General features: G+C 65.7%; 23 protein-coding genes. 12 read left to right on the top strand and 11 right to left on the bottom strand.

All coding sequences use genetic code 11. The features are described from left to right. Positions 1 to 182: 182 nt before the first annotated feature. The 11 genes from E4L96_RS17765 (at position 183) to E4L96_RS17715 (ending at position 12,563) form a co-directional block, all read left to right on the top strand. Complete coding sequence (locus tag E4L96_RS17765) at positions 183 to 917, top strand: GntR family transcriptional regulator (protein WP_135208549.1); 735 nt, start codon at positions 183 to 185, stop codon at positions 915 to 917. Further along, a complete protein-coding gene (gene nagA, locus E4L96_RS17760) occupies positions 914 to 2,026 on the top strand; it encodes an N-acetylglucosamine-6-phosphate deacetylase (RefSeq protein ID WP_135208548.1) in 1,113 nt (370 codons plus the stop codon). The genes E4L96_RS17765 and nagA overlap by 4 nt, the downstream gene beginning before the upstream one ends. Beyond that, positions 2,016 to 3,029 carry an SIS domain-containing protein gene (locus E4L96_RS17755; protein ID WP_135208552.1) on the top strand — a complete coding sequence of 338 codons (1,014 nt, stop codon included), beginning with the start codon at positions 2,016 to 2,018 and terminating at the stop codon, positions 3,027 to 3,029. The genes nagA and E4L96_RS17755 overlap by 11 nt, the downstream gene beginning before the upstream one ends. 21 nt (positions 3,030 to 3,050) lie before the next feature. Beyond that, on the top strand, positions 3,051 to 4,310 hold the full coding sequence (locus tag E4L96_RS17750; protein ID WP_135208547.1) for an ABC transporter substrate-binding protein: 1,260 nt from the start codon (positions 3,051 to 3,053) through the stop codon (positions 4,308 to 4,310). Beyond that, the gene (locus E4L96_RS17745) at positions 4,307 to 5,173 is read left to right on the top strand and encodes a carbohydrate ABC transporter permease (RefSeq protein WP_135208546.1); all 867 of its coding nucleotides are present in this window, start codon (positions 4,307 to 4,309) and stop codon (positions 5,171 to 5,173) included. The genes E4L96_RS17750 and E4L96_RS17745 overlap by 4 nt, the downstream gene beginning before the upstream one ends. After that, positions 5,170 to 5,973 (top strand): carbohydrate ABC transporter permease, encoded by an 804-nt coding sequence (locus tag E4L96_RS17740; protein ID WP_135208545.1) that lies wholly within the window; start codon positions 5,170 to 5,172, stop codon positions 5,971 to 5,973. The genes E4L96_RS17745 and E4L96_RS17740 overlap by 4 nt, the downstream gene beginning before the upstream one ends. Further along, on the top strand, positions 5,970 to 7,466 hold the full coding sequence (gene nagZ / locus E4L96_RS17735) for a beta-N-acetylhexosaminidase (protein ID WP_229414589.1): 1,497 nt from the start codon (positions 5,970 to 5,972) through the stop codon (positions 7,464 to 7,466). The genes E4L96_RS17740 and nagZ overlap by 4 nt, the downstream gene beginning before the upstream one ends. Positions 7,467 to 7,507: 41 nt before the next feature. Continuing rightward, on the top strand, positions 7,508 to 8,833 hold the full coding sequence (locus tag E4L96_RS17730; RefSeq protein WP_135208544.1) for an MFS transporter: 1,326 nt from the start codon (positions 7,508 to 7,510) through the stop codon (positions 8,831 to 8,833). Positions 8,834 to 8,843: 10 nt separating this feature from the next. Continuing rightward, positions 8,844 to 9,929 (top strand): ABC transporter ATP-binding protein, encoded by a 1,086-nt coding sequence (locus E4L96_RS17725; RefSeq protein WP_135208543.1) that lies wholly within the window; start codon positions 8,844 to 8,846, stop codon positions 9,927 to 9,929. An 85-nt stretch (positions 9,930 to 10,014) separates the two neighbouring features. Next, positions 10,015 to 11,346 (top strand): tetratricopeptide repeat protein, encoded by a 1,332-nt coding sequence (locus tag E4L96_RS17720; protein ID WP_135208542.1) that lies wholly within the window; start codon positions 10,015 to 10,017, stop codon positions 11,344 to 11,346. Positions 11,347 to 11,492: 146 nt separating this feature from the next. Then, entirely contained in the window at positions 11,493 to 12,563 is a 1,071-nt protein-coding gene (locus tag E4L96_RS17715) for a flavodoxin family protein (RefSeq protein WP_135208541.1), read from the top strand. Positions 12,564 to 12,628: 65 nt separating this feature from the next. Here the strand turns inward: E4L96_RS17715 and E4L96_RS17710 are convergent, their stop codons facing one another. The 5 genes from E4L96_RS17710 to E4L96_RS17690 all read right to left on the bottom strand — a co-directional run bounded on the left by E4L96_RS17710 (position 12,629) and on the right by E4L96_RS17690 (position 18,775). Further along, positions 12,629 to 12,994 (bottom strand): hypothetical protein, encoded by a 366-nt coding sequence (locus tag E4L96_RS17710; RefSeq protein ID WP_135208540.1) that lies wholly within the window; start codon positions 12,992 to 12,994, stop codon positions 12,629 to 12,631. After that, entirely contained in the window at positions 12,981 to 13,313 is a 333-nt protein-coding gene (locus E4L96_RS24720; protein ID WP_135208539.1) for a transposase, read from the bottom strand. The genes E4L96_RS17710 and E4L96_RS24720 overlap by 14 nt, the downstream gene beginning before the upstream one ends. A 195-nt stretch (positions 13,314 to 13,508) precedes the next feature. Then, positions 13,509 to 14,498, bottom strand: a complete 990-nt coding sequence (locus E4L96_RS17700; protein WP_135208538.1) for a glycoside hydrolase family 18 protein — start codon at positions 14,496 to 14,498, stop codon at positions 13,509 to 13,511. After that, the gene (locus E4L96_RS17695) at positions 14,495 to 16,015 is read right to left on the bottom strand and encodes a tryptophan halogenase family protein (RefSeq protein WP_135208537.1); all 1,521 of its coding nucleotides are present in this window, start codon (positions 16,013 to 16,015) and stop codon (positions 14,495 to 14,497) included. Before E4L96_RS17695 ends, E4L96_RS17700 begins: the two co-directional genes overlap by 4 nt. Positions 16,016 to 16,114: 99 nt before the next feature. Beyond that, positions 16,115 to 18,775 carry a TonB-dependent receptor gene (locus tag E4L96_RS17690; RefSeq protein ID WP_167758728.1) on the bottom strand — a complete coding sequence of 887 codons (2,661 nt, stop codon included), beginning with the start codon at positions 18,773 to 18,775 and terminating at the stop codon, positions 16,115 to 16,117. A 381-nt stretch (positions 18,776 to 19,156) separates the two neighbouring features. On the opposite strand from E4L96_RS17690, the gene E4L96_RS17685 reads away from it, so the two are divergent. Then, the gene (locus E4L96_RS17685) at positions 19,157 to 19,897 is read left to right on the top strand and encodes a GntR family transcriptional regulator (protein ID WP_135208535.1); all 741 of its coding nucleotides are present in this window, start codon (positions 19,157 to 19,159) and stop codon (positions 19,895 to 19,897) included. A 110-nt stretch (positions 19,898 to 20,007) separates the two neighbouring features. On the opposite strand, the gene E4L96_RS17680 is transcribed toward E4L96_RS17685, so the two are convergent. From E4L96_RS17680 to rplS, 6 genes are all read right to left on the bottom strand, one after another. Beyond that, on the bottom strand, positions 20,008 to 20,787 hold the full coding sequence (locus tag E4L96_RS17680; RefSeq protein ID WP_135208534.1) for an SDR family oxidoreductase: 780 nt from the start codon (positions 20,785 to 20,787) through the stop codon (positions 20,008 to 20,010). Between the two features lie 142 nt (positions 20,788 to 20,929). Beyond that, a complete protein-coding gene (locus tag E4L96_RS17675) occupies positions 20,930 to 21,379 on the bottom strand; it encodes a CBS domain-containing protein (protein WP_135208533.1) in 450 nt (149 codons plus the stop codon). A 94-nt stretch (positions 21,380 to 21,473) separates the two neighbouring features. Beyond that, complete coding sequence (locus E4L96_RS17670) at positions 21,474 to 21,812, bottom strand: DUF3579 domain-containing protein (protein ID WP_135208532.1); 339 nt, start codon at positions 21,810 to 21,812, stop codon at positions 21,474 to 21,476. 123 nt (positions 21,813 to 21,935) lie between these two features. Then, positions 21,936 to 22,898: a CobD/CbiB family protein gene (locus tag E4L96_RS17665; protein WP_135208531.1), complete on the bottom strand. Its 963-nt coding sequence runs from the start codon at positions 22,896 to 22,898 to the stop codon at positions 21,936 to 21,938. 90 nt (positions 22,899 to 22,988) lie between these two features. Further along, positions 22,989 to 23,654, bottom strand: coding sequence for a CoA pyrophosphatase (locus E4L96_RS17660; protein ID WP_135208530.1), 666 nt, complete (start codon positions 23,652 to 23,654; stop codon positions 22,989 to 22,991). Positions 23,655 to 23,744: 90 nt separating this feature from the next. Next, a complete protein-coding gene (gene rplS / locus E4L96_RS17655; protein ID WP_135208529.1) occupies positions 23,745 to 24,125 on the bottom strand; it encodes a 50S ribosomal protein L19 in 381 nt (126 codons plus the stop codon). Positions 24,126 to 24,132 lie beyond the last annotated feature (7 nt).

The following is a 24,132-nucleotide window of genomic DNA, read 5'->3' as shown; positions in this document are numbered from 1 at the left end:
GCTGCGGCCCTACCTGCCGCCGGAGCTGGAGCGCCGGGCGGGCACGCCGCAGGGCGACGCGGCCTTCGGCGCCTTGCGGATGATCCAGCTGCACCTTGCACGCGCCAGCGCGGCGCAGTCTTCGCCGTCTTCGCAGTCTTCGCAGCACAACGCCTAACGCCTCCCAGCAAAGGACCGACACCATGCTCGCGCAGCTCAGCGACTTCAAACCCGATGCCGAAAGTGTGACCCCGCTCTACATGCAGCTGGCGAACAAGCTGAGTTCCAGCATCGCGAGCGGCGAGTGGCGCGCCAACGAGGCCCTGCCCTCCGAGCGCATGCTGTCGGAGATGCTGAATATCTCGCGCGTCACGGCGCGCAAAGCCATCGACATGCTGTGCGAGCGCGGCATGCTCACGCGACGGCGCGGGTCGGGCACCTACATCACGCCCAAGCTGGAGCAGCCGCTGTCGCGCCTCACCAGCTTTTCGGAGGAACTGTCGCAGCGCGGCTTCACGGCCGGGTCGCGCTGGCTGGAACGCGAGATCGGCGTGGCCGCGCCGCTGGAACTGCTGTCCCTGGGCCTGTCTCCCAACATGCCGGTGGTGCGCCTGAAGCGCCTGCGTACGGCGGACGATGTGGTGATGGCCATCGAGACCACCACCATCCCCGCGCGCCACATGCCGGACCCGAACGGCGTGACCGATTCGCTGTACGGCTACCTGGAAGCGAATGGCGCGGTGCCGATGCGCGCGCTGCAGCACATCCGCGCCGTGAACGCGAGCGTGGAGCAGGCCAGGCTGGCGGGCGTGCAGCCCGGCGCCGCCATGCTGCACATCACGCGCGTGAGCTATCTTGAAAACGGCGCCGCGGTGGAACTGACCCACTCGTATTGCCGCAGTGATTATTATGAATTTGTAGCGGAGTCGCGTCGATGAACGATGCAAGAACAGGCAACATCCTCACACCCGAAGGCTGGGTCCACGGCACCATCAGCTTCGGTGAGCGCATCGATGCAATCCAGGGGGCGCCCGGCGACCCCGATGGCAACGGCGATGACTACATCATCCCCGGCTTCATCGACCTGCACGTGCACGGCGGCGGCGGCAAGGACATCATGGAAGCGGGCGATGCGCCGCACGTGATCGCGGCCAGCCATGCGCGCCATGGCACCACCAGCATGCTGGCCACCACCATGACCGCGCCGCCACACGAGATCGTAGCCGCGCTGAAGGCCATCGGCGACGCGTGCCGCGAGCGCCGCAAGGGCGCGGCCCGCGTGCTGGGCGTGCACCTGGAAGGCCCGTACATCAATTCCGGCAAGCTCGGAGCGCAGCCCAACTACGCGCGTGCCGCCACCCTCAGCGAAGTGCAGCAGCTCGAAAACTACGCGCCGCTGCGCCTCATCACGGTGGCGCCGGAGATCCCCGGCCACCTGCGGCTGGTGAAGGAGCTGGCCGATGCCGGCATCCGCGTGCAGATCGGGCATACGCTTGGCTCCTACGAGGATGGCCTCGCGGCCCTGCAGCACGGTGCCGCGGGCTTTACCCACCTGTTCAACGCCATGACCGGCCTGCACCACCGCGAACCCGGCATGGTCGGCGCCGCGCTGGCCCACGCGCAGTACGCAGAGCTGATCCCGGACCTGCTGCACGTGCACCCCGGTGCCATCAAGGTCGCGCTGCGCTCCATTCCGCACCTGTACTGCGTGACCGATTCCACCTCCGCCACCGGCATGCCGGACGGCGACTACATGCTGGGCCGCCACCGGGTGCAGAAATGCATGGGCGGCGTGCGCCTGCCGGACGGCACGCTGGCCGGCAGCACGCTCACCATGGACCAGGCGCTGCGCAACCTGGTCGGCCTGGGCCTGGACCTGGCCGACGCCGCGCGCCGCACGTCCACTTACGCCGCCGACTATCTCGGCGAACAGGAACGCGGCCGCCTGCGGCAGGGCTGCTTCGCCGACATGGTGGTCCTGGACCGCGAACTGAACATCAAAGCCGTGTATATCGAAGGAGAAGCGTGTGACCTCAATGATGCTTAAGGAAGCCCTGTCCGCGGGCGATTGCGTGGCGCAGCAGCTGGCTGCCGACGCCGAGCGCTATGCGGACCTGGGGCGGACGCTGAGGTCCACCAGCTTCAATTCCGCGCTGACCGTGGCGCGCGGCAGCTCGGACCACGCGGCGTCGTATTGCGCCTACCTGATCATGGCCCGGATGGGCCGGGTGGTGGCCTCGCTGCCGATGTCGCTGGTCACTTTGTACAAGTCCCCGCTGGCCACGCGCGACACGCTCACCATCGCCATTTCGCAATCGGGCCAGAGCCCGGACGTGGTGGAACCGATCAAGTACTTCCGCGGTGGCGGTGCCACCACGGTCGCCCTGGTCAACGACATCGATTCGCCGCTGGCCCATGCGGCCGAGTGGGCGATGCCGCTCCACGCCGGCAAGGAGACCAGCGTGGCGGCGACCAAGAGCTTCATCACCAGCCTGGTGGCCGGGGCCCGCCTGGTCGCCCACTGGCAGAACGATCCCGAATTGCTGGCCGGCCTGGACGCCCTGCCCGACGCCCTGCGCGCCGCGGCCACGGTGGACTGGTCGCCCGCGCTGGAAGTGCTCACGCCCGCCCGCAACATCATGGTGGTCGGCCGCGGCATCAGCTTTCCGGTCGCACTGGAAGCGGGCCTCAAGTTCAAGGAGACTTCGGCCCTGCAGGCGGAAGCCTTCAGCGGCGCCGAGATCAAGCACGGCCCGATGGCGCTGATCGACGACGGCTACCCGCTGCTGATCTTCGCGACCCGTGGCCCGGCCCAGGCCAGCCTGCTGCAGCTGGCCGCCGAGATGCGCCAGCGCGGCGCGCGCGTGCTGCTGGCCGCACCCGCCGACGTGGCCGAGCGCGATCTCACGCTGCCGGTGGCCGCCACGCCGGACCTCGACCCGATCGTCGCCATCCAGGCCTTCTACGTCATGGCGGCGCATCTGTCCAAGGCCCGTGGGCTGGATCCAGACAAGCCGCGCCACCTGAACAAAGTCACCAAGACCCACTGACGTACCGGCGGCGCGCATTCCATGACCCTCTCGATCACGCGCGCCACGGCCATGGCATGCCTGCTGCTGGCTGCCAGCTGGGCCAGCGCGTCCGCCGCACCCGCGAAGATCGAGTTCTGGACCTTCAGCATGAAGCCGAAGTTCACGCCCTTCTTCAACAACGTGGTGCGCGGCTACGAGGCCGCCCACCCGGGCGTGAAGGTCGAGTGGGTGGACTTTCCGTGGGACGTGATCCAGACCAAGCTGGTGACCCGCATCGTGGCCGGGACGCCGCCCGCGCTGGTCAACCTCAACGTGCCGTGGGCCGACGAATACGCGCGCGACCAGCTGCTGCAGCCGGTCGACGCCCTGCTCGGCGAGGCACGCGCCAGCTTCATCCCCAGTACCCTGCAGGACCTGACCTTCAAGGGCCACGTCTACGGCTTCCCGATGTACTCGAACGTCGCCGTGGTGGCTTATAACAAGGAGATCTTCCGAGCCGCCGGGCTGACGCGCGCGCCGCGCACCTTCGACGAGCAGCTGGCCTACGCGCGCCAAATCGCCCAGCGCACCGGCAAGGCGGGCATCTGCCCCTCGCTGGCCAAGGTGGATGGCCTGATGATGCAGCAAGGCCTGCCCCTCATCGAGAACAACCGTGCCGTCTTCAATTCCCCGCGCCACGTGGCTTTCCTGCGCAAGCTGGCCGACACCTACCGCGTGGGCGGGCTGCTGAAGGAAGGCCTCTTTTTGGAAGATAACTTCCCGTCCGTGATGAACGCCTACGAGGGCGGCCGGGTGGGCATGCTGATCGCGCCCCCGACGGCCATGAAACGCCTGCAGGCCGACGCGCCGGACATGTACGCGCTCACCGAAGTCGCGCCCGCGCCGCTCGGCCCCACCGGCATTGCCGATGGCGGATGGCTGATCCACTTCGCCGTGCCCAAAGGCGTGGACTCGAAATTGCTGCCCGAAGTCGGCCGTTTTGCGCGCTACCTGACCAACGACGCCAACCAGCTCGCGTTCGCGCGGCAAGCCAGCGTCTTCCCGGCCACGGTGAAGGCGGCCAACGATCCGTTCTTTGTCTCCACGCCACCGAACGCCGGAGCGGCCGAACGCGCGGTGGCTGCGGGCGCCGTGTCGATGCCGCATTCGCGCACCATGTACGTCGCGGGCATCGAAGACTACGACGAACTGCGGCGCGCGCTGGTCAAGGCTGTGGAAGCCGGCGTCACCGGCAAGCAGGACATCCAGGCAGCGCTGAGCGAGGCGGTGGCGATCTGGAACCGGAAGCTCGCGCAATGAACGGCATCCACAAGCGCATCACGCCCTGGCTGTTCCTCGCGCCCGCGCTGGTGCTGCTGGCCGTGTTCTCGTTCTGGCCTGTGCTGTACGGGTCCTTCCTCGCCTTCACCAACTACAGCCTGGTACGCGAGACGCATTGGGTCGGCTTCGACAACTTCCGCGCCATCTTCCAGAACGAGATGTTCGTCACGGGCCTGCGCAATTCGCTGCTGTTCCTGCTGGTGGTGCCGTTCACGCAGGTCGGCGCGATGGCGCTGGCGGTGCTGGTGAATAACCGCCTGCCCGGCATCCGTCTGTTTCGCGCCGCGTTCTACGTGCCGGTGGTGACCACCGTGTCCGTGGTCGGCATCATGTGGAGCTTCATGTTCCACGAGCAGGGGCCGCTGAACTATGTGCTCACCGCGCTTCACGCGGTGAACCAGCCGCTCGGCTGGTTGTCCGACGACGACCTGGCGCTGGCCGCCGTGATGTTCGTGACCGTGTGGCGGGGCCTGGGCTGGTACATGGTGATGTACCTGGCCGCGCTGCAGTCTATCCCCGCCGACATGCAGGAAGCCGCGATCCTCGATGGCGCCACCGCGTGGCAGCGCTTCTGGCGCATCACGGTGCCGATGCTGCGCCCGACCATCGCCGTGTGCTCCATCCTGTCGGTGCTCGCCGCCTTGAAGGCCTACCAGGAGGTCGATGTGCTCACCCAGGGCGGGCCGATGAACTCCACCTTCACGGCGCTCTACTATGCCTACGACCAGGGCCTCAAGCACCTCAAGCTGCCGCGCGCCCTGGCCGCATCGTTTGTGGTCTCCATTTTCTGCGTCGGCATCGCCCTGCTTTGCCTGCGCTGGCTGAAGCCGAGGCACCGATGAAGACCGCCGGCCACTACCTGCTGCTGCTCGCCGTGGCGGTCCTGTGCGTGTTCCCGTTCTGGTGGACGCTGGTGACGGCGCTTTCCAGCGAAGGAAACATCTTCGCCTTCCCGCCCACTTTCTGGCCCCAAGCGCCGACGCTGGACAACTTCGCCGAAGTGTTCCGCGTGATCCCGATGCTGGACTTCTTCCGCAACTCGGTTGCCATCACCGCGCTGACCGTGCTGTGGAAGCTGGTGTTCTGCTCCATGGCCGCTTACCCGCTCGCGCGCTTGCACTTCCGCGGCCGCAAGCTGGTGTTCGGGGTGATCCTGGCCACGCTGGTGCTGCCATCCGAAGTCAACTTCCTGGTCAACTTCATCACCGTGACGAAGCTGAGCCTCGTCGACACTTACACCGGCGTGATTTTGCCGAACGTGGTGACCGCGGTCGCCATTCTGCTCATGAAGCAGGCTTTCGAGGAAGTGCCGCAGGACCTGATCGACGCGGCGCGCGTGGACGGCGCCAGCGAATGGACCATCTTCCGCCGCATCATGCTGCCGCTGGTGGCACCGTGGCTGGCCACGGTCGGCATCCTCACCGCAGTCGAAAGCTGGAACGAATACATCTGGCCTTCGATCGTGATGAGCACACCGGACGAATTCCCGCTGTCAGTCGGCATCCTTTACTTGCGCGGCACCTTTGGCAGCAGCACCCGGGTGATCGCCGCCGGCACCGTGCTGGCGATCCTGCCGACCTTACTCGCTTTCCTTTTCACTCAACGATTCTTCATGCGCGGCATGGACGGAGCAGTCAAATGAGTCTCACAACCAACCAAGATTCCCGCAAGCTGGCGGGCCAGCTGATCATGATCCGCTTCCCCGGCACCGTGCTGTCGCAGGAGCAGGCGGACTTCATCCGCGACAGCGGTATCCGCGGCGTGTGCCTGTTCCGCGGGAACATGACCGATGCCCAGCAGCTGACCAAGCTGACGACGGACCTGCGCGCTGCGATGGGCAGCGAGTCCCTGATCGGCATCGACCAGGAAGGCGGCGCCGTGGTGCGCTCGCTGTGGGTGCCGGCGCCACCGGCCGCCATGGGCCTGGGCGCGGCGAACGACACCGACCTGTCCCGCCGCACTGGCGCCGCGGTGGCGCGCGCAGTCAAGGCGCTCGGTTTCAACTGGAACTTCGCCCCGGTGCTGGACCTGAATAACAACCCGGACAACCCGGTGATCGCCGAGCGTTCGTTCGGTGCCGATCCATACCGCGCCTCCGAACTGGCGCTGGCGTGGATGGAAGGCAGCGAGGCCGAAGGCGTGGCCTGCTGCGTCAAGCACTTCCCCGGCCACGGCGACACCAGCGTCGACTCGCACCGCGACCTGCCGACCGTGGACAAGCCGCTGGCGGAACTGGACCGCTTCGAGTTCGCGCCGTTCCGCGCTGCCGCACCGCACGCCCCGGCGGTGATGACGGCGCATATCGTCTACCCGCAGATCGATCCGGACAATCCGGCGACGATGTCGCGCCCCATTCTGCACGGCATCCTGCGCACGCAGTGGAACTACCAGGGCGTGATCATCACGGACGGCATGGACATGCACGCCATTGCGGGTCACTACGGCGTGGGCCCAGCGGCGGTGCGCGCGCTGGTGGCGGGAGCGGACATGGTCATGGCCCTCGGCACCACCGAGACCCAGAACGAGACGCTGGACGCCATCGCCGCCGCCATCGACGACGGCACGCTGCCGATCGAAGATGTGCAGGCCAAGCTGGCGCGCCTGTCCGCCCTCGCCCGGCGCTACCCGTGCCAGGCCCACGAATACACGCGCGATACGGCCGACCGCGCGGTGATGGCCGAAGGCTGGCGCCGCAGCCTCACCGCGCTTGGCGACGTCCAGCGCCCGGCTGCGGGCAGCAAGGTGCGCCTGGTCGCGCGGCAGGATGTGGTCAGCGATGGCGTGTCCGAAGCGGGCGTGCCCGCTGCCGTGGTGGCGGACTCGCTGCGCCGCCTGTATCCGGATGTGGAACTGGTCACCTTTGCCGATGCGGACAGCTTCGACTGGTCTGCGCTGCCGCAGGACGGCCGCTTCACCTTCCTCGCGTCGACCTCGCGCCTGCGCTACGGCGCGCACCCACGCGCGAACTGGAAGCCCGACCTGCACCTGGCGCTGTGGAATCCCTACCAGGCGCTTGATATCGATGCCCCGGCGCTGATGACCTACGGCTTCGCGCGGCCCGCGCTGGACGCCATCAACGCCTGGCTGTCGGGCGACATCGAAGCGACCGGCCGCTGCCCGGTGCCCGGCTTCTAATTCGTCTCACACGTATCCGATCCCACCACGAGGACCGCACCATGAGTCACCCCAGCCACGACGCCACCGCGCGCAAGCCCACGACCTGGGTGCCGACCCTGTACATCGCGCAGGGCCTGCCCTACTTCGCCGTCGCCACGGTCGCCATGCAGATGTTCAAGAGCATGGGCCTGACCAACGCCGAAATCGCGCACTGGACGGCCTTCCTCGGCGCGGCCTGGATCTTCAAGCCGCTATGGAGCCCCTTCCTGGAGCTGGTGAGCAGCAAGAAGAAGGTGGTGGTGTTCTTCCAGCTGGCGGGCGCGGTGAGTTTCGGCCTGGTGGGCCTGGCCCTGCACCTGCCGCTATGGCTCGGTGCCGTGATCGCGATGCTGACGCTGGCCGCGTTTTCCTCAGCCACCCACGACATCGCGTGCGATGGCCTGTACATCACCACTCTGGATGCGAAACAGCAGGCCGCCTATGCCGGTTGGACCGGCACCTTCTTCAACGCGGGCCGCGTGATCGCCGCGGGCGGCATGCTGCTGCTGGCGGACCACTTTGAAAAGAGCATGGGCGTGGTCCCAGCGTGGACCATCGTGTTCGGACTGATCGCGTTGATGATGCTGGCCCTGGGCCTGTACAACAGCTATGCACTGCCGCAGGCGCCGAACCTGCGCACCGAGGCCACGTCGGCGAAGGCCATCGCCAGCACGCTGCAGGAAGTGATCGTCGACTTCTTCCGCAAGCCGGGCGTGTGGGTGTCCATTCTCTTCATCATCCTGTTCCGCGCGGGCGAAGCACAGGTGCAGACCATCGGCCCGCTGTTCCTGCGCGATGCGGTCAGCGCCGGTGGCCTCGGCCTCTCGACCGGCCAGGTGGGCAAGGTGTATGGCACCGTGGGCACGGTGGCCTTCATCGTCGGCAGCATCGGCGGCGGCTACTTCGTGTCCAAGCTGGGCCTCAAGCGCGCCATCCTGCCGCTGATCCTGGCCGTGAACCTGCCGAACTTCGTGTTCTGGTACCTCTCCACCTTCCGTCCGGACGACCTGACCCTGATCGCGGCGGCGCTGGGCGCCGAGATGTTCGGCTATGGCTTCGGCTTCGTGGGCCTGATCCTCTACATGATGCAGGTGGTGGCCCCCGGACGCTACGCCACCGCACACTACGCGTTTGCGACCGGCGTGATGCAGCTCGGGCAGGTGCTGTTCCGCTGGATCAGCGGCGACATCCAGACCGCGCTGGGCTACCAGAAGTTCTTCGTGTGGGTGCTCATCAGCGCCATCCCGGTGGCGATCCTGTCGCAGCTGATTCCGATGACGGCGCGCACGCCGGCCGAGGGTACTGCGGCCGATGACGCGGCTCTCTCTCCGGCTGCGAGCGAGTAAGCGGAGCGCCATGGCACAGGTCAAGCTAAAGAACATCGGCAAACGGTACGACGGAGCGGCACGCGATGCAGCCCCGGTCTTGCAGGGCATCGACCTGGAAGTGCGCAACGGCGAATTCCTGGTGCTGGTCGGGCCCTCGGGCTGCGGCAAGTCCACGCTGCTGCGCATGATCGCGGGGCTGGAATCGATCAGCGAGGGTGACCTGTTCATCGCCGAACAGCGGGCCAACGATGTGCCGCCCGCGCAGCGCGGCATCGCGATGGTGTTCCAGTCGTACGCGCTGTACCCGCACATGACGGTGTTCGAAAACATGGCCTTCGCGCTGCAGCTCGCGGGGCAGAGCGCAGCGCAAGTGAAGGCGGCGGTGGAGCGCGCGGCGGAGACCCTCCAGATCGCGCACCTGCTGCAGCGCCGGCCCAAGGGCCTGTCGGGTGGCCAGCGCCAGCGCGTGGCGATCGGGCGCGCCATCGTGCGCAAGCCTGCCGTGTTCCTGTTCGACGAGCCGCTGTCCAATCTCGATGCCGGCCTGCGCGTACAGATGCGGCTCGAGCTGGCGCGCCTGCACCGCGAGCTCGGTGCGACCATGATCTACGTGACGCACGACCAGATGGAAGCCATGACCCTGGGCGAGCGCATCGTCGTGCTCAATGGTGGACGGATCGAGCAGGCTGGCACGCCGCACGAGCTGTACAACGCGCCCGCGAACCGCTTCGTGGCCGGCTTCCTCGGGTCGCCGCGCATGAACTTCCTGCCCGCGCGCGCGGATGGCGCGGGGCGCGTGCTGCTGCGCGATGGCGCCGCCGCGGTGCTGCCGCAGTATCTTGTCCTGCCGGACGGTGAGCTCACGCTCGGCATCCGCGCCGAGCACCTGCAGGTGGCCGCCGAGGGCGTGCTTCCGGCGACGGTCGGCCACGTCGAATACCTGGGCGACCAGACCCTCCTTTACACGACAGATGGCCTGGCGGTGCGGCTGGGTGCCAATGCGGCCGCCCCCCGCCCCGGAGACGCGGTGCGGCTCGGAATTCCCCCTGCACAGTGCCGCCTGTTCGGCGCTTCAGGGGCAGCCATTCCCGCAGTACAAATGGACACAATTTAGCGGCAGGTGGCGCTGGTTTGTGTGACAATATGCGTCTTTGCCCGGGTTGCCGGGCCGTTCCAACCATCGATTGAAGGATAGATCCATGTCCCAGTTCCGTCTCGCCCGAATCAGCCTGCTCCTGGCCGCGATCGGCCTGCAGGCCGCACCGGCCCTGATCACCAGCGCCCACGCGCAGTCCAAGCCGGCCGCCGAAGCGCCGAAGCCCGACACCGTCCGCGCCGAGATGTACAAGTTCCTGGACCCGAAAGTGATCCAGGAGAAGATGGCCGCCAAGGACTACGCCTACGTGCAGGACGCGATCACCAAGGCGGAGGCCTTCCCGGACCGCACGCCGTACGAGAGCTACGTGATCGACCGCATGAAGATCTCGCTGGGTTCCGCGACCAACAACAACGCGATGACCGTGGGTGCGCTGGAGCGTGCGATCGCGAGCGGCCGCCTGACGCCGGAGGAAAAGAGCACCTTCATGCTGGCGATGGCCGAGATCCACTACGACATGCAGGACTATAAGAAGTCGATCCCGGAACTGGAAGCCTACCTGGCGCAAGCCGCGAACCCGCACGCGGGCGCGCGCGGCCGCCTGGCCCGTGCCTACTACCTGAACAAGGACTACGCGAAGGCCGTGCCGATGCTGAAGGCAGCGGTGGACAGCGCCGAGAAGGCCGGCCAGCAGCCGAGCAACGAAGACCTGCGCCTGTTGACCAGCGCCGCCGGCCTGGCCAAGGACAACGACACCACGCTGTATGCGCTGGAGCGCGTGGTGAAGTATTACCCGTCGGATGACGCGTGGACCAACCTCCTGAGCCGCCTGGTGAACCGCCCAGGCTTCGACCAGAAGACCCTGATGCCGGACGTGTTCCGCCTGCAGTCGGTCGCGGTGCAGCAGATGGATGCGGCCTACATCGTCGAACTGGCCGAGACCGACCTGCTGGCCGGCCTGCCGACCGAAGCGAAGAAGGTCGTCGATGCGGGCTTCGCCTCCGGCTCTCTGGGCACCGGCCCGGATGCCGCGGCCCACAAGAAGCTGCGCGACCGTGCCAACAAGGGCGCAGCGGAAGACGCCAAGTCCAGCAACCTGGGTGAGACCTCGGCCGCCAAGGCCAAGGATGGCACGGGCCTGGTCAACGTCGGCTACGCGTACGTGTCGATGGACCAATTCGACAAGGGCATCGACCTGATTCAGAAGGGTATCGCCAAAGGCGTGAAGGCACCGGAAGAAGCCAAGATCCGCCTCGGTATCGCGTACGCGAAGGCCGGCCGCAAGGACGACGCGCTGAAGACCTTTGCGTCGGTGGGCGGCGACCAGAATACCAAGGACCTGGCGCGCTACTGGTCGATGTGGGTGAACCGTCCGGCGGGTGGCGCGGCGGCGCCGGCGGCGGCGCCGGCGGCTCCGGCTCCGGCATCGAAGTAATCACAAACCGCTGTGCGGATCAAGGCCGGGCGCGATGCCCGGCCTTTTTTTCGTCCGCTCAGCGGATCGCGCTTGAGTGTTAGTTAGCGTACATCATCCGTGCCGGGGGCACCGCATAATCGCCGTCAACCATTCGAGGGTGAGACATGCCGACCGTACGCAAAGGCCAGGCGCCCGCCAAACTGGGGCGCGATCAGTTCCACGAGGTCTTCTCCCGCAATTTTCTCGACCCGGCCTACCGGGCCGTCGCCGAGCAGCTGAAGGCGGTGGAGGATGTCGCGTGGGATGCCTACATCCACGGGCGCAAGGCGCCAGTCACGGTGAAGGCGGGGCCGGGGTATGCCGATCCTGACTACGACCTGTCGGTGGAATGGAAAGAGGCCAGCGATAAGCTGAAGGCTGCGGAGGTGCGGCACCGCGATCCGCAAGGGCGTCCGCGGGTGCTGGTGATCTGCGGCGCCTCGCGCAATGACGGGACGTGTCCGGGCGAGGTGTCCAAGACCTGGCGGCTCGCGATGCTCGCGTGCGCGGAGCTGGAGAGCGCGGAGGTCGATGTCGACCTGCTGGATTTGTCGCTGCTGACGTCCGACTACGACCGGCATATCCATCCCTGCAAAGGCTGCGTATCGACCGCCATGCCGCTGTGCCACTGGCCGTGCAGCTGCTATCCGAACCACTCGCTGCACCAGACCAACGACTGGATGAACGAGATCTACGAACGGTGGGTGCTGGCGCATGGCGTCATCATTTGCACGCCAGTGTACTGGTACCAGTCACCGTCGCCCCTGAAGCTGATGATTGACCGGCTGGTGTGCGCAGATGGTGGCAATCCCGATCCCACGTCCACGCACGGGAAGACGCCGGAAGAAGCGAAGGCGCTGGAGCTGGCCGGGTGGCCGTATCCCAAGCACCTGGCGGACCGCATCTACGGATTGGTCGTGCATGGCGACGTAGCCGGGATCGAAGGCACGCGGCGCGCGCTGGAGGACTGGCTGGACTGGATGGGCCTCATCGACGGCGGCACCTTTGCGCGGCTGGACCGCTACATCGGCTATTACGAATCGTACGCCGAGAGCCACGAAGCCTTGGACCGCGACAGCGCGCTGCAGGAAGAAGTCCGCAACGTCGCCCGCGCCGTCCATTCCGGCGTCACCGCCCTGCGCTCCGGCCACCTGACCCGCCCCGACCGCCCCCTGCGCGCCCCCCGTCCGAAATAGTTTTTCTCCCCGCGCCAGGGACGTACCCCGCTCCCACACCGGGGACGTACCCCGGCTTCTCGATGTCAGACCAATCCGAAAGATAATGCTGGGCTGTGGTCGGCTTTGGGTATTCCGCCATTCAGCTGAGCCAAGAAAAGAGAGTCGCCCAGGGCGCGATTGCCCGGGTGCGCTTTTCGAATCCGCTCAAGCCAATCGTCGTCGAGACTTTCTGCCAGCATGTCGCGATACGCGTTCAAGCGCGCAATCTTTGAGGTGCCCAGCTGCGTATAAGAAGCATGCTCGGTAATCAAATCGTCATCTTCGCCCAGCGCGTTGTGCCGATAACTCGACCATAGATACTGCCCAGGGCTTTGCACCATCCCGGCCCGCAACGGATTCTGCTCGATATATCGATAGCAGTTCAAGAGATATTCATCAGACTGGATCAACGAGGAATGAAACCGGCCTTCCCAGAGGGAGCCGGTGCGCTTTGTAGCGTGTATTGAAGTGCTGGGCGTATCGCTGGGCAAGGGGCTTCATCAGCCGGAACAGACCGTCCTCAAAGGCTGGCGATACCAGAATGTGGACGTGGTTGCTCATCAAGACATAAGCATGGACGGTGCACAAGGCTTCTTCCGAGTACTTTCGTAGCCAGTCCAAGTACACGAGATAGTCATGCTTATCGCAAAACACGCCACATCGATTATTGCCGCGATGGACGACGTGGTTGGGATAGCCGGGAACGATCACACGAGCTCTGCGAGGCATATTCGTCTCCCTGTCACAGTGAATGATGAGATAACGTTAGCCGGAGCGGCTTCGGCACCTTATGCGTGGATCAATCGTGGGCGGGGAACTTTCCCGGAAACGGGGACGTACCCCGGTGTGGGAGAGGGGTACGTCCCCCCAAAAAAACAGGCCGAGGGGTCTCGGCCTGAAACTGGGATCACACAAACAAGAGACTCACTTTGATGCTTGGGATAACTCCCGCAAGTACGCACCGGCGGCGGCGTCAAGCAGGCCGCTGCAGGTCGGACTTGCACCTTTCGCGGGTCGGGCACAGGGCTGGTCGCGGTCCAGCGACCAGTAGTGCACACCCGCCAGGTTCAGGGACTTCGCCATGGCGGCGACGGCGCGCGCGTCGGCCACGGTGAAGTCGTTGTTCGCGGTGTCGTTCACGCCGATCATCGGCGTGACTTCGATGTTCGCCAGCGGGACACCATAGCGCGCGCTGACGTTGCGTACGGCCTGCAGCGCGGAGGCGCCCATGTCGCACTGCCCGGCCTTGACCACGCACGCCTTTGGCTCCGGCACTCCGTAATCCATCACCATCAAATTCAGGACGTAGTCGTCCAGCCCGACCTTGCGGATCGCGGCCATGATCATCTCCCCCGTGGGATTAAGGCTGCGCTGGCTGCCGTCCGCCGCCGCGAACGTGGCGACGGTGAACGAGAAGCGCAGTGTCGGCCACTTGGCGCGGGCGTTCTTCGCCCGCTGGACCAGCCCTTCGATCTGCGCAGCCGATTGCCCGGCTTCGATGTCGAAATCCACGCCGATCAGATGTGCCGACGCGTAGCGCGTGATGAAGCGGTCCATGCCCGCATCGCTCGTGCAGGTGAACACGCCGCCCTGCCCGCCCGTGGAGATGATGTAGTTCACCCGCGCGGCATCGAAGGCGGCCACGTTGGCGCGCGCGACGTCGTCCGCACTCTCCTCGCCCCACACTTCGCTGCCGCATTCGCCGGTGGCGAAGGCCCAGGTCAGCGCGGGTCGGCCGGGCTGCGCGTACGGCGCGCCGCCCGCATCGCGGATCACGTGGCCGTCGCCGCGGCCCTGCGCCAGATGCTTGTAGGGGCTGAAGACGAAGCGCGGCGTGGCCAGCGCGGCACCCGCAGACCACAGTGCACCCACGGACAGCAGCAGCGCCAGCGCACGTCCAAACAATCGCGTCACGCAGCCTCCCTCATCCGGACCTGCTCATTGAGCACGGTCCGGTGGTCGCGGAAATTGAGCACGCAGCGGCGCGTGAAATCGTCGATCTGCGCCAGCGATTCGGCGGGCTGGCGTGCATCCGCGCCCAGCTGCGGGAAGGTGCCCATGCCGGCCAGCAGCGCGTACCAGGACCCGACAGGATAGTAATGTTCGATGCCCTGGTGGCGGATCTCGGCGCCCAGGTCCTTGCCCTCGATCCAGGTCTGGAAGATCCGCTTGAGCGAATCCGAAATCTTGTCGAGCCCCATGGCGTTCGCGCGCCAGTAGTCGGTGTCGGTGCGCGTGTTGGTCTTGTAGTGCGCCACGATGTAGTCGCGGTGGCCGTCGAAGTAGCCATTGACCTCGCGGTTGTATGCGGCCTGCGCCTGCTCGCCCAGCTCACCTTTTTCCAGATAGACGAGGAACAGCCCCGCCGTGGTCTGCGTGAGATACAGCGCGGTGGCCTCCAGCGGTTCGAGGAACCCTTGCGAGAGGCCCACCGCCAGCACATTGCGGTTCCAGTGCTGGGCCACGCGGCCCAGCTTCATCTTGAGGTGGCGCGCCTGCACGTCGGCGTCGCCCACGCCCGCATGCTCGCGCAGTTCGCGTTCGGCCGCGTCGCTGCTGATGAAGGAGGAGCTGTAGACGTAGCCATTGCCGAAGCGGTCGGTCAGCGGAATTTTCCACCCCCACCCGTGCGACAGTGCGGCGGAAACCGTCACCGTCGGAATGGTCTCGCCGATCGGCGTGGGCAGCGCGACTGCGGAATCGTTGAACAGCACATCGGCGTAGCTCACGAACGGCGTCTTGAGCGCCTTCTCGATCAACAGTGCCGAGAAACCGGAGCAGTCGATGAAGAAGTCCGCCTCCAGCGTCTCGCCTTCCATGGTGGAGATACTGGCCACGCGGCCCGCCACATCGAGATTGGCCTCGGTGACGTGGCAGCTCTTGTGCCGCACGCCGCAGGCCATGGCCTTCTTCTGCAGGTACTTGCCCAGCAGGCCGGCATCGAAGTGGTAGCCGTAGCCCGGATGGAAGGGAAACGACTCCGGCGGCAGCGGCGCCAAACCCTGGCGCGCCAGTTTGCTGGCGATGAAGTAGCGGTCCGGATTGGCGTCGATGTCCACGCCGCGCTGGCGCGCATGGACGTTTTGAATATAAGCCGGCAGGGTCACATGATCGAGCATGCTCCAGAACGGATGCATGTAGCTCTCGTATCCGGGCCGGGTCGACCAGTTGGGAAAGGAGATGCCGGCCTTGTAGGTCGCATGGCACTCGGGCATCCACTCGCTTTCCACGATGCCCAGTTCGTCGAAGTAGCGCTTGAGCAGGGCCGTGGATCCCTCGCCGACGCCGATGGTGCCCACGTTGGGCGATTCCACCACGGTGATCTCGACGCCCTTCTTGATCAGGGCATCGCCATACATGAGGGCCGTCATCCAGCCGGCCGAGCCGCCGCCGACAATCAGGATCCGTTTCGGTAGTGCGCTGGGCGACATGGGTCCCTCCAGGACCGGCGAGGCGCGCGCCCCGCCGAAGAAGCTCGAAAAAAACCGGCAGCACCCACCAGGTGGGCACCGCCGGCACAACACACAGACTTAGAACTTGGCTTGCAGCGACAGGTAGATCTGACGGCCGTTCTTGTACAGCGAACCTGGAAGATCCATCACGCCTGCGGTGTGGATCACCGACTTGACGGTCGGGTTGTTCAGGTCCTTGCCATCCAGGTTGATGCTGAAGTTTTCGGTCAGCTGGTAGGCGATCGACGCGGACAGCGTGCCGATCGACGACTGGAAGGCGGCGCTGTTACGGCTGGTGCCGTTCAGGAAGCCCGAACGCCAGTTCCAGGTGATGCGCGCCGACAGCTTGTCCTGTTCGAAGAAGGCGCCGATGTTGTAGGCGTTCTTCGAGGTGCCGATCAGCGTGCAATCCGGCGTGGTCACGTTACCGCACGGCGAACCCGGAGCGTGGCCGGTCTCTTCACCCAGCGTGTAGGTGTAGTTCGCGTTCACGCCGAAGCCGTTGTTGAAGGCCTGGATGTACGAGAACTCGAGGCCCTTCACTTCCGCGGTCGTGTTGACCGGGGTGCTGACCTGGTACACCGTATTCTGCTTCTGCAGCTGGTTGTAGAAGGTCGCGGTGCTGGAACCGTAGGTGACGTAGCCGTCGAGCGCCGAGTAGAAGCCGCCCAGGGACACCATCGACTTCGGCGCGAAGTACCACTCCATGCCGATGTCGAAGTTGTTGGCGCGGATCGGGCGCAGGTTCGGGTTACCGACGTTACCGGTACCCTGCACGTCACGCAGGTCGACGCCGGCCATCATGCCCAGCTCCGGACGGGCCATCGTGCGGCTGGTGCCGAAGCGGGCGACCAGGTCCTTGGTCACGTCGAGGCGGAAGTTCGCGCTCGGCAGGAAGTCCATGTAGGAGCTCTTGTAGGTGCGCGGCTCGAAGCCACCCGACGGGCCGATCTCGAAGCGCTGCACTTCCTCGGTGGTGTGCACCACGCGCACGCCGGCGTTACCCGAGAAGTTCTCCCCCTGGAAGTTCGCCATCACGTAGGCCGACTGGGTCGGTTCCTTGATGTTGAATTCGTTCTGCTTGAGCTCACCCTCGTACTTGGCGTACTTGGTCAGCCAGCCGTTGACGGCCTCCCGCGAGAAGGTCCAGTAGCCGGCGCCGTTGGCACCCAGGTCGCCGAAGCGGTCCGGGAAGGCGGTCAGGCCACCCATCGGCAGGTTGGCGACGACGTCCAGGCCCGGATTGGCGACGATGCCGATCGAGGACAGGTCACGCTTGTGCGAGGCGACGCGTGCGCCGAATTGCAGCGAGTGGACCGCGCCCCACTCGGTGGACAGGGTGCCGTCGATCTGGCCGTAGGTTTCCTTGTCGTTGGCGGTGACGTGCGAGCCGTAGGTGTACGGCACGCCGCCCGAACCACCGGGACCGCCGCCGATCGAGAACTTGTCGGCACCGGGGGTGTTGTAGATCACCGCGCTGTCCGGGCCATTGATGGTGTAGCTGCCACCGGTCCAAGGCATCCACACGCCCAGCGCGCCGGACACGGTGTTACCCAGGCCTTTGGTGGTGCCCAGCTTGGTGCTCAGGGTCAGGCGGTCGTTGGCGCGCCATTTCACGTCCAGGTTGACGAACTCGGACTGGCTCTCGGCCACCGGGCGGCTGAATTCTTCCTGCACGGCGCTGGACATCTGGAAGCAATCGGTGCCGCAGGCATTGCCCGGCGCGTTAAGCTGGGTGACGGCATTCCCGGTCACCGTACCGGTCACATTACCGGTCGGGTAGGCGCCGGTCGCCCACGACGGGCCCAGGAAGCGGCCCAGCGACTGCATGAAGTTGTGGTTGATGTTCGGGGCGTCGAGGTGCGAGTGGAACGCGGTCAGGTCGACCGACAGGTCGCGGTTCGGCTTGAACTGGACATCGATCAGGCCGCCGTTCCGGGTGCGCTCCTGTTCGAACCAGGCCGTACCACCAAGATAGTTGGCGACGGCGCCCACGGAACCGGGGATCGCCTTGCCGATCGGCGAACCGGCTTCGACGCGGTCGTACCAGATCTGGTTTTCCTGGCCCACGCGCGACAGGGTGCGCTTTTCGTGGAAGCCCTGCACCAGGACGCCGAGGGTGTTTTCCGGGTTCTTCCAGGCGATCAGGCCGTTGACCTGCGGGTCGTTCTTGTCGGCGTTGGACGAGTGCACGGCGCCGAGGCTGACCTGGGCGTTAAAGGACTTCTTGAAGTCGAGTGGCTTGCGGGTGTCGATGTCGATCACGCCTTCGGCGCCGCCTTCCAGCAGGTCGGCCTGCGAGCCTTTGTGGACGGTGACGCGGCCGATCAGTTCGGACGGGAACAGCGAGAAGCTCACCGAGCGGCCGCCGCCGATGATGTTGTCGGCGAACCAGTCGCCGCTGGAGACCGAGTGGCCGTTCAGGGTGGTCAGGGTGAGGCCGAACGGGGTGCCGCGCAGGGCCACGCGGTCGTTCTCGCCAAACGAACCTTCGCCGCCGCCGGCGGCTGCGGTGAACACGCCCGGCAGGCGCTGGAGCGAGTCAGCGACGTTCTTGTCCGGCATCTTGCCCACGTCTTCGGCGGTGATGACCTCGACCAGGCTGTCCGAGTTGCGCTTCTGGTTGATCGATTGCTGCAGCGACGCGCGAATACCAGTCACCACCACAGTCTCGGTCTGGTCTGGTGCCGTACCGGTCTGCTGGGCGGTTGCGGGCAGAGCGGCGGCGAACAGGGCCATGCCGACTGCGGCCGCGATGGGCTTGAGTTTGACAGGTGCTACTGCTGGTACTGCGTGAGCTGAAGAGCTGCGCTTCATATTTCCCCCTTGGTGTTGGCTGGACAGCCGTGTGTCGGACTTTTTTTGGTACCACAACGTTCAAAACCAATTCAACGCCAATATACAACCGTTTAATACCAGAACACTACCAATTTCGATAATTTTTTTGTATCCAAGCTTGCTTTATGCATACCGGTTCGCCGGTTTAACGAAGTGGTATGGTCTGAAGGCGACCGTTTGCGCCGCCGCAAAGGGCGGATGTGGTTCAGTGGTCTTTTTTTGGTATTATCCGAGGTCACAGCTCTTCATTTGCTTTTACGAGACAACCACGAGCCCCCACCCATGTCCAATCTGGCAGAAATCATGCAGGGCCTGGCTGTCACCAGCAGCCAGCCGCTCTATCAGCAGCTGCAGCGCGCCCTGCGCGAGGCCATCGACCGCCGCCTGTTCGGGCCGGACGAGGCCCTGCCCGCCGAGCGGGTGCTGGCGCAGGAACTGGCGATCTCGCGCATCACGGTGCGCAAGGCCATCGATGGGCTGGTGGAGGAAGGGCTGCTGGTGCGGCGGCCGGGCTCGGGCAACTTCATCAACAACCGGGTCGAGAAGAATTTCGCCAAGCTGACCTCCTTTTCCGAGGACATGCGGGCCCGCGGGCGGCACCCGCGCAGCAACTGGCTGAAGCGTTCGGAAGGCACGGTCACGCCGGAGGAGGCGCTGCGCCTGCGGCTGTCGCCGGGCGCGCCGGTGTACCGCTTCAACCGGATCCGGTTTGCCGACGAGATTCCGATGTGCCTGGAGTACGCGACCATCGTGGCGGCCTGCCTCCCCTCGCTGGAAGCGGTGGGCAATTCGATGTACGAGGCGCTGGAAGCGACCGGCCACCGGCCGGTGCGGGCGTTGCAGCGGCTGTCGGCACTGGTGCTCAATGCCGAGCAGGCGCAGCTGCTGCAGGCGAAGCCGGGCGATGCCGGCTTGTGCGTGGAACGTCTGGGCTTTTTGAAGGACGGACGCGCGGTGGAGTTCTGCCGCTCCTACTTCCGCGGCGATCTCTACGACTTCGTCGCTGAGCTGAGCACCGCCTGACCTGAGCCCGCCTGACGGCGTGCGCGCCGGTGGGCCCGTGCAGTTGCGGCTGCGCCAAACCCTGCCACCGGCCCGGTCGGGCATTCAGCCGGACAAGCTTGACGACAAGGTCAGATGGCGGTCAGGCCACCATCCACGGCCAGCTGGTGGCCGGTCACGAAGGACGCCTGGTCCGAGCTCAGCCACAGGATCGCGTTGGCCACTTCGGACACCTCCGCCACTCGCCCCAGCGGATGGATGCGCGCCACCTTGGCGGCCCGCTCGGGCTCGCGGTCCAGCGCCCGCGCCAGCAGCGCGGTGTTGACCACGCCGGGGCACACGCTGTTCACGCGGATCCCCAGCTTGGCGTACTCGGCCGCCGCGGTCTTGGTCAGGCCGACCACCGCGTGCTTGCTCGCGGCGTAGACCGCCTGGGTCGGCGCTCCGCCCAGCCCGGCGACGGACGCCATGTTCACGATCGACCCGCCGCCCTGGCGCTGCATCTGGCGCAGCTGGTGTTTCAGGCACAGCCACACGCCCTTGACGTTGACGGCCATGACGCGGTCAAAGGCCGCCTCGTCCGTATCGGCGAGGGGCAGGTGTTCCTCTTCGATCCCGGCATTGTTGACCGCGCAGTCGAGCCGGCCGTAGGTGGCGACCACCTTGTCGACCAGCGCTTCCACATCGCGGGCCTGGCTCACGTCGCAGCGCACGAACAGGGCCTTGCCGCCCTGCTCGACAATCATCCCGGCCGTGTGGTGGCCGCCGTCCACGAAGGTGTCGGCAATCACGACCGTGGCGCCGGCGGCACCGAACGCGAGCGCCGTGGCGCGGCCGATCCCGCCCGCACCGCCGGTCACCAGGACCACCTTGCCTTCGAAACTGAAGCTGTGTTGTTTATTCTTCGACATCAAACAATCCCGAATATCTTAACCTTAGGCAATTTTAATAGCCATTCGGCAAGCATAACCGGGATGATGCTAACTGGCAATGCGTAGTCACACCGAGTGGTGGCGGCGCGACGCACTGGCACCACGGAAGGGGGCCAGGCGCTCACTGGCGCATGCGCTTTTCCTGGGTCTGCTGGTAGCCGCTGATGCGCGACAGCTCGCCCATCTCCTCGGCCAGGAATTCCAGCAGGTCGTCCGCCGACACCACGCCAGTGAGCGCGCCGCGCGCGTTCACCACCGGCACCCGGCGGATCCCGCGCAGGCGCATGTGCTCGATGGTCTCGTAGATGTCGTCCTGGTCCTCCGCCACCAGCAGGTCGTCGCTCATCACGTCCCCCACCAGCAGGCTGGCCGGATCGAGCCCCAGCGCGATCACGGACACCGCAATGTCCCGGTCGGTGACGATGCCGGCGGGCCGCGCTTCACCATCGACCCGGTCCACCACGATCACGTCGCCCACGTGGTGCTTGCGCATCAGGAGCGCCGCGCCCTGGACGGTCTCGGTCCGGTCGCAACAGACGGCGTCCTCGGTGCAGATTTTTCCGATATGCATCTCCCCTCCCGCCTTGCGCGCGCACAGAAAGACCTACCCTAACCCGGGTTATCCGCACACTCCTTGAGGAGGATCAAACGGGTTCTTGGTCAGTTCAGGCTTTGTTTTCGCCCGGAATGGGCAGCAGGCAGGCGTCGACAACTTGCAGGTCGTTGTCCTTGGCGAAGTTGACGACGAAGTGGTAGGCCAGCGGCTCGAAGTCCTGCAGCGCCTTGTCGACCACCACCGCCTTGACGCCGTTGAGCACGGTCGGGCGGACATACGGGGAAAAGCGCAGGTGGCCGTTGCGGCCGCCATCAGGCTGGAAACAGGACATCACCCCGCAGAGCCGCTCGGCCCAGTCGCTCGGACGGAACTGGCGGCCATTGCTGGTCAGGCCAAGAATGAAAAACTCATTCGCGGGTTCCTTCGGGATGTCGGCTGGCTCGGCCATGGGACGCGGTACAGGGTGAATCGGAAGACCAGTATTATATCTTATAGAAGAGTTGGCGAGCCAGACTCCCCACAATAAAAACAGAAGGCGGCAACTTGGCCGCCTTTGTTGTCTGTTAGCTCATCAGCCGCCAAACCACACGGCGCCCGACAGCAGCAGGAGCAGCATCATCCATAATAACAAAGCGCGCCAGACCAGGCCGACCGTGCTTTGCAGTGCGCGCACATTCGGCTCCTCGCCGGGCAGCACTTCCGCCTCGGCGTCGGACAGGTCGACCGTGGCGGCGTCCGCCGGCAGCACGCGCGCGGCGTTCTCGTTCGGGGTGCCCAGGCGCACGCCCATGGCCCCGCCGCCCGCGGTCAGGATGATGCCGACCGCCTCGTTGGCCCAGCGGTGCGCAAAGTTGCGCCAGGCGTAGACCGCGTCCTCGAAGTTGCCGACCACGGCAAAGGCCACCGCCGTCAGCCGCACCGGAATCCAGTCGATCCAGTAGAAGGCGCGCGCCGCGAACACACCGAACGCTTCGTTGCGCATATGCTCGGGCTCGTTCCAGGCCCGCGCCAGGTATTCGGCCACGCGGTACATCACGGCGCAGGCCGGGCCCAGCGGCATCAGGAACCAGAAGAACACGCCGAACACGTTGCGGTGCGTGGTGACCAGCGACTTTTCGACGGCCACGCGCGCGATCTCGCCCGAATCCATGCCAACGGTGTCCATCTTGGTCCATTCGGCCAGCAGGGTGCGCGCGGTATGGTCGTCGCCGGCGTTCAGGGCGATCTGGATGGAGGTGAAGTAGTGGCTGTAGTGGCGGAAGCCGAGTGTCAAATAGACGATCAGCACGTTCCACGCAAATGCCGCCAGAACCAGATCGTAGCGGCGCAGGACCCAGTAGATCAGCCCCACCGGCAGCATCAGTCCGCCCACCAGCGCGAACCAGGCCATGCGCCCATGCTCCTGGTGGCCGGCGTTGAACCAGCCCTCCATTTGCATGGCCAGCTTCTTGATCCAGGCATAGATCGCGTTGTCCGCGCGCAGGGGCTTGAGTTGTTCAATCAGCAGCGCGCAGAGAATCGACAGAAAGGTCATGCAAGGTCCTTGTTGAAGCCGTGGAAATCCAATGGCCGCTACGATAGCAAACTTATTGCCCTTTTAGAATGGCGGCAGGCGGAATCGCCTTCAGGCGCGCAGGAAATGGAACAGGTTGCGCAGCATGCCCGCCGTCGCGCCCCACACGAAGTAGCGCTGGAACGGCATGGCGTAGAAGCTGCGGCGCCCGCCTTCCGGCAGGTCGAAGTACAGGCGCTGGTGGTTGGCGCCATCCATCAGGAAGGCCAGCGGGACTTCGAAGATCTCGGCCACCTCGTTGGCGTCCGGATTCAGTTCGAACGGCGGCAGCACCAGGCCCACTACCGGCGTGACGCGGTAGCCGGTGCCGGTCAGGTAGTCCGGCAGCACGCCCAGCACCTCGATGTAGCGGCGGTGCAAACCGATCTCCTCTTCCGTCTCGCGCAGCGCGGTGTCGATGGCGCCGTCGTCGTAGTCCTCCGCGCGGCCGCCCGGAAAACTGATCTGCCCGGCGTGGTCGGTCAGGTGGTCGGTGCGCAGGGTCAGCAGCACGTGCAAGCCATCGGCGCGCTCGATGAGCGGGACCAGCACCGCGGCCGGGGTCGGCTGCGGGCGGGTGGACAGCACGGCCTCGTCCGGCTTCTCGTGCTGCCAGCGCGGGGGATTGGCGAAGCGCGCGCGCAGCCAGGCCGCGTGCAGGCGTTCCGCCGGGACCGGCGGCTCGCCGGCGATGGCATCCACGGCCAGCTGCTGGGGATCGAACTTCAGTTTGGCCACACCACTCCTCACTCCTCCGACAAACCAGGCGCCGCAACAAAAAAGGGGCACCCAGCGGGCGCCCCTTTCCACACAGATCGCAGTGCCAGATTACTGGGCAGCAGCCGCGGTCTTGCGGGTAGGCAGCTTTTCCTTGATGCGTGCCGACTTGCCCGAACGCTCGCGCAGGTAGTACAGCTTGGCGCGACGGACATCACCGCGACGCTTCACTTCGATCGAAGCGATCAGCGGGGAATACAGCTGGAACGTACGCTCCACGCCTTCGCCGGACGAGATCTTGCGAACGATGAAGTTCGAGTTCAGGCCACGGTTGCGGCGGGCGATCACGACGCCTTCGTAAGCCTGGGCGCGCTTGCGGTTGCCCTCGACCACGTTGACGTTCACGACCACGGTGTCGCCAGGTGCAAAGTCGGGAATCGATTTACCCAGGCGGGCAATCTCTTCTTGCTCGAGTTGCTGAATCAGATCCATTTTTATA

Origin of the sequence: Zemynaea arenosa (genome assembly GCF_004614185.1) — a bacterium.
Classification (GTDB): domain Bacteria; phylum Pseudomonadota; class Gammaproteobacteria; order Burkholderiales; family Burkholderiaceae_D; genus Telluria; species Telluria arenosa.
The sequence above is the reverse complement of the archived record's forward strand: the minus strand, read 5'-3'. Positions and strand labels throughout refer to the sequence as shown.

What these genes read in the sequence shown, in the direction of transcription:
- E4L96_RS17675 (WP_135208533.1), bottom strand. Translation starts at nt 21,379, where the DNA reads ATGCATATCGGAAAAATCTGCACCGAGGACGCCGTCTGTTGCGACCGG.
- E4L96_RS17715 (WP_135208541.1), top strand. Translation starts at nt 11,493, where the DNA reads ATGCCGACCGTACGCAAAGGCCAGGCGCCCGCCAAACTGGGGCGCGAT.
- E4L96_RS17750 (WP_135208547.1), top strand. Translation starts at nt 3,051, where the DNA reads ATGACCCTCTCGATCACGCGCGCCACGGCCATGGCATGCCTGCTGCTG.
- E4L96_RS17745 (WP_135208546.1), top strand. Translation starts at nt 4,307, where the DNA reads ATGAACGGCATCCACAAGCGCATCACGCCCTGGCTGTTCCTCGCGCCC.
- rplS (WP_135208529.1), bottom strand. Translation starts at nt 24,125, where the DNA reads ATGGATCTGATTCAGCAACTCGAGCAAGAAGAGATTGCCCGCCTGGGT.
- E4L96_RS17685 (WP_135208535.1), top strand. Translation starts at nt 19,157, where the DNA reads ATGTCCAATCTGGCAGAAATCATGCAGGGCCTGGCTGTCACCAGCAGC.
- E4L96_RS17730 (WP_135208544.1), top strand. Translation starts at nt 7,508, where the DNA reads ATGAGTCACCCCAGCCACGACGCCACCGCGCGCAAGCCCACGACCTGG.
- E4L96_RS17670 (WP_135208532.1), bottom strand. Translation starts at nt 21,812, where the DNA reads ATGGCCGAGCCAGCCGACATCCCGAAGGAACCCGCGAATGAGTTTTTC.
- E4L96_RS24720 (WP_135208539.1), bottom strand. Translation starts at nt 13,313, where the DNA reads ATGCCTCGCAGAGCTCGTGTGATCGTTCCCGGCTATCCCAACCACGTC.
- E4L96_RS17755 (WP_135208552.1), top strand. Translation starts at nt 2,016, where the DNA reads ATGATGCTTAAGGAAGCCCTGTCCGCGGGCGATTGCGTGGCGCAGCAG.
- E4L96_RS17665 (WP_135208531.1), bottom strand. Translation starts at nt 22,898, where the DNA reads ATGACCTTTCTGTCGATTCTCTGCGCGCTGCTGATTGAACAACTCAAG.
- E4L96_RS17720 (WP_135208542.1), top strand. Translation starts at nt 10,015, where the DNA reads ATGTCCCAGTTCCGTCTCGCCCGAATCAGCCTGCTCCTGGCCGCGATC.
- nagA (WP_135208548.1), top strand. Translation starts at nt 914, where the DNA reads ATGAACGATGCAAGAACAGGCAACATCCTCACACCCGAAGGCTGGGTC.
- nagZ (WP_229414589.1), top strand. Translation starts at nt 5,970, where the DNA reads ATGAGTCTCACAACCAACCAAGATTCCCGCAAGCTGGCGGGCCAGCTG.
- E4L96_RS17680 (WP_135208534.1), bottom strand. Translation starts at nt 20,787, where the DNA reads ATGTCGAAGAATAAACAACACAGCTTCAGTTTCGAAGGCAAGGTGGTC.
- E4L96_RS17765 (WP_135208549.1), top strand. Translation starts at nt 183, where the DNA reads ATGCTCGCGCAGCTCAGCGACTTCAAACCCGATGCCGAAAGTGTGACC.
- E4L96_RS17690 (WP_167758728.1), bottom strand. Translation starts at nt 18,775, where the DNA reads ATGGCCCTGTTCGCCGCCGCTCTGCCCGCAACCGCCCAGCAGACCGGT.
- E4L96_RS17725 (WP_135208543.1), top strand. Translation starts at nt 8,844, where the DNA reads ATGGCACAGGTCAAGCTAAAGAACATCGGCAAACGGTACGACGGAGCG.
- E4L96_RS17695 (WP_135208537.1), bottom strand. Translation starts at nt 16,015, where the DNA reads ATGTCGCCCAGCGCACTACCGAAACGGATCCTGATTGTCGGCGGCGGC.
- E4L96_RS17740 (WP_135208545.1), top strand. Translation starts at nt 5,170, where the DNA reads ATGAAGACCGCCGGCCACTACCTGCTGCTGCTCGCCGTGGCGGTCCTG.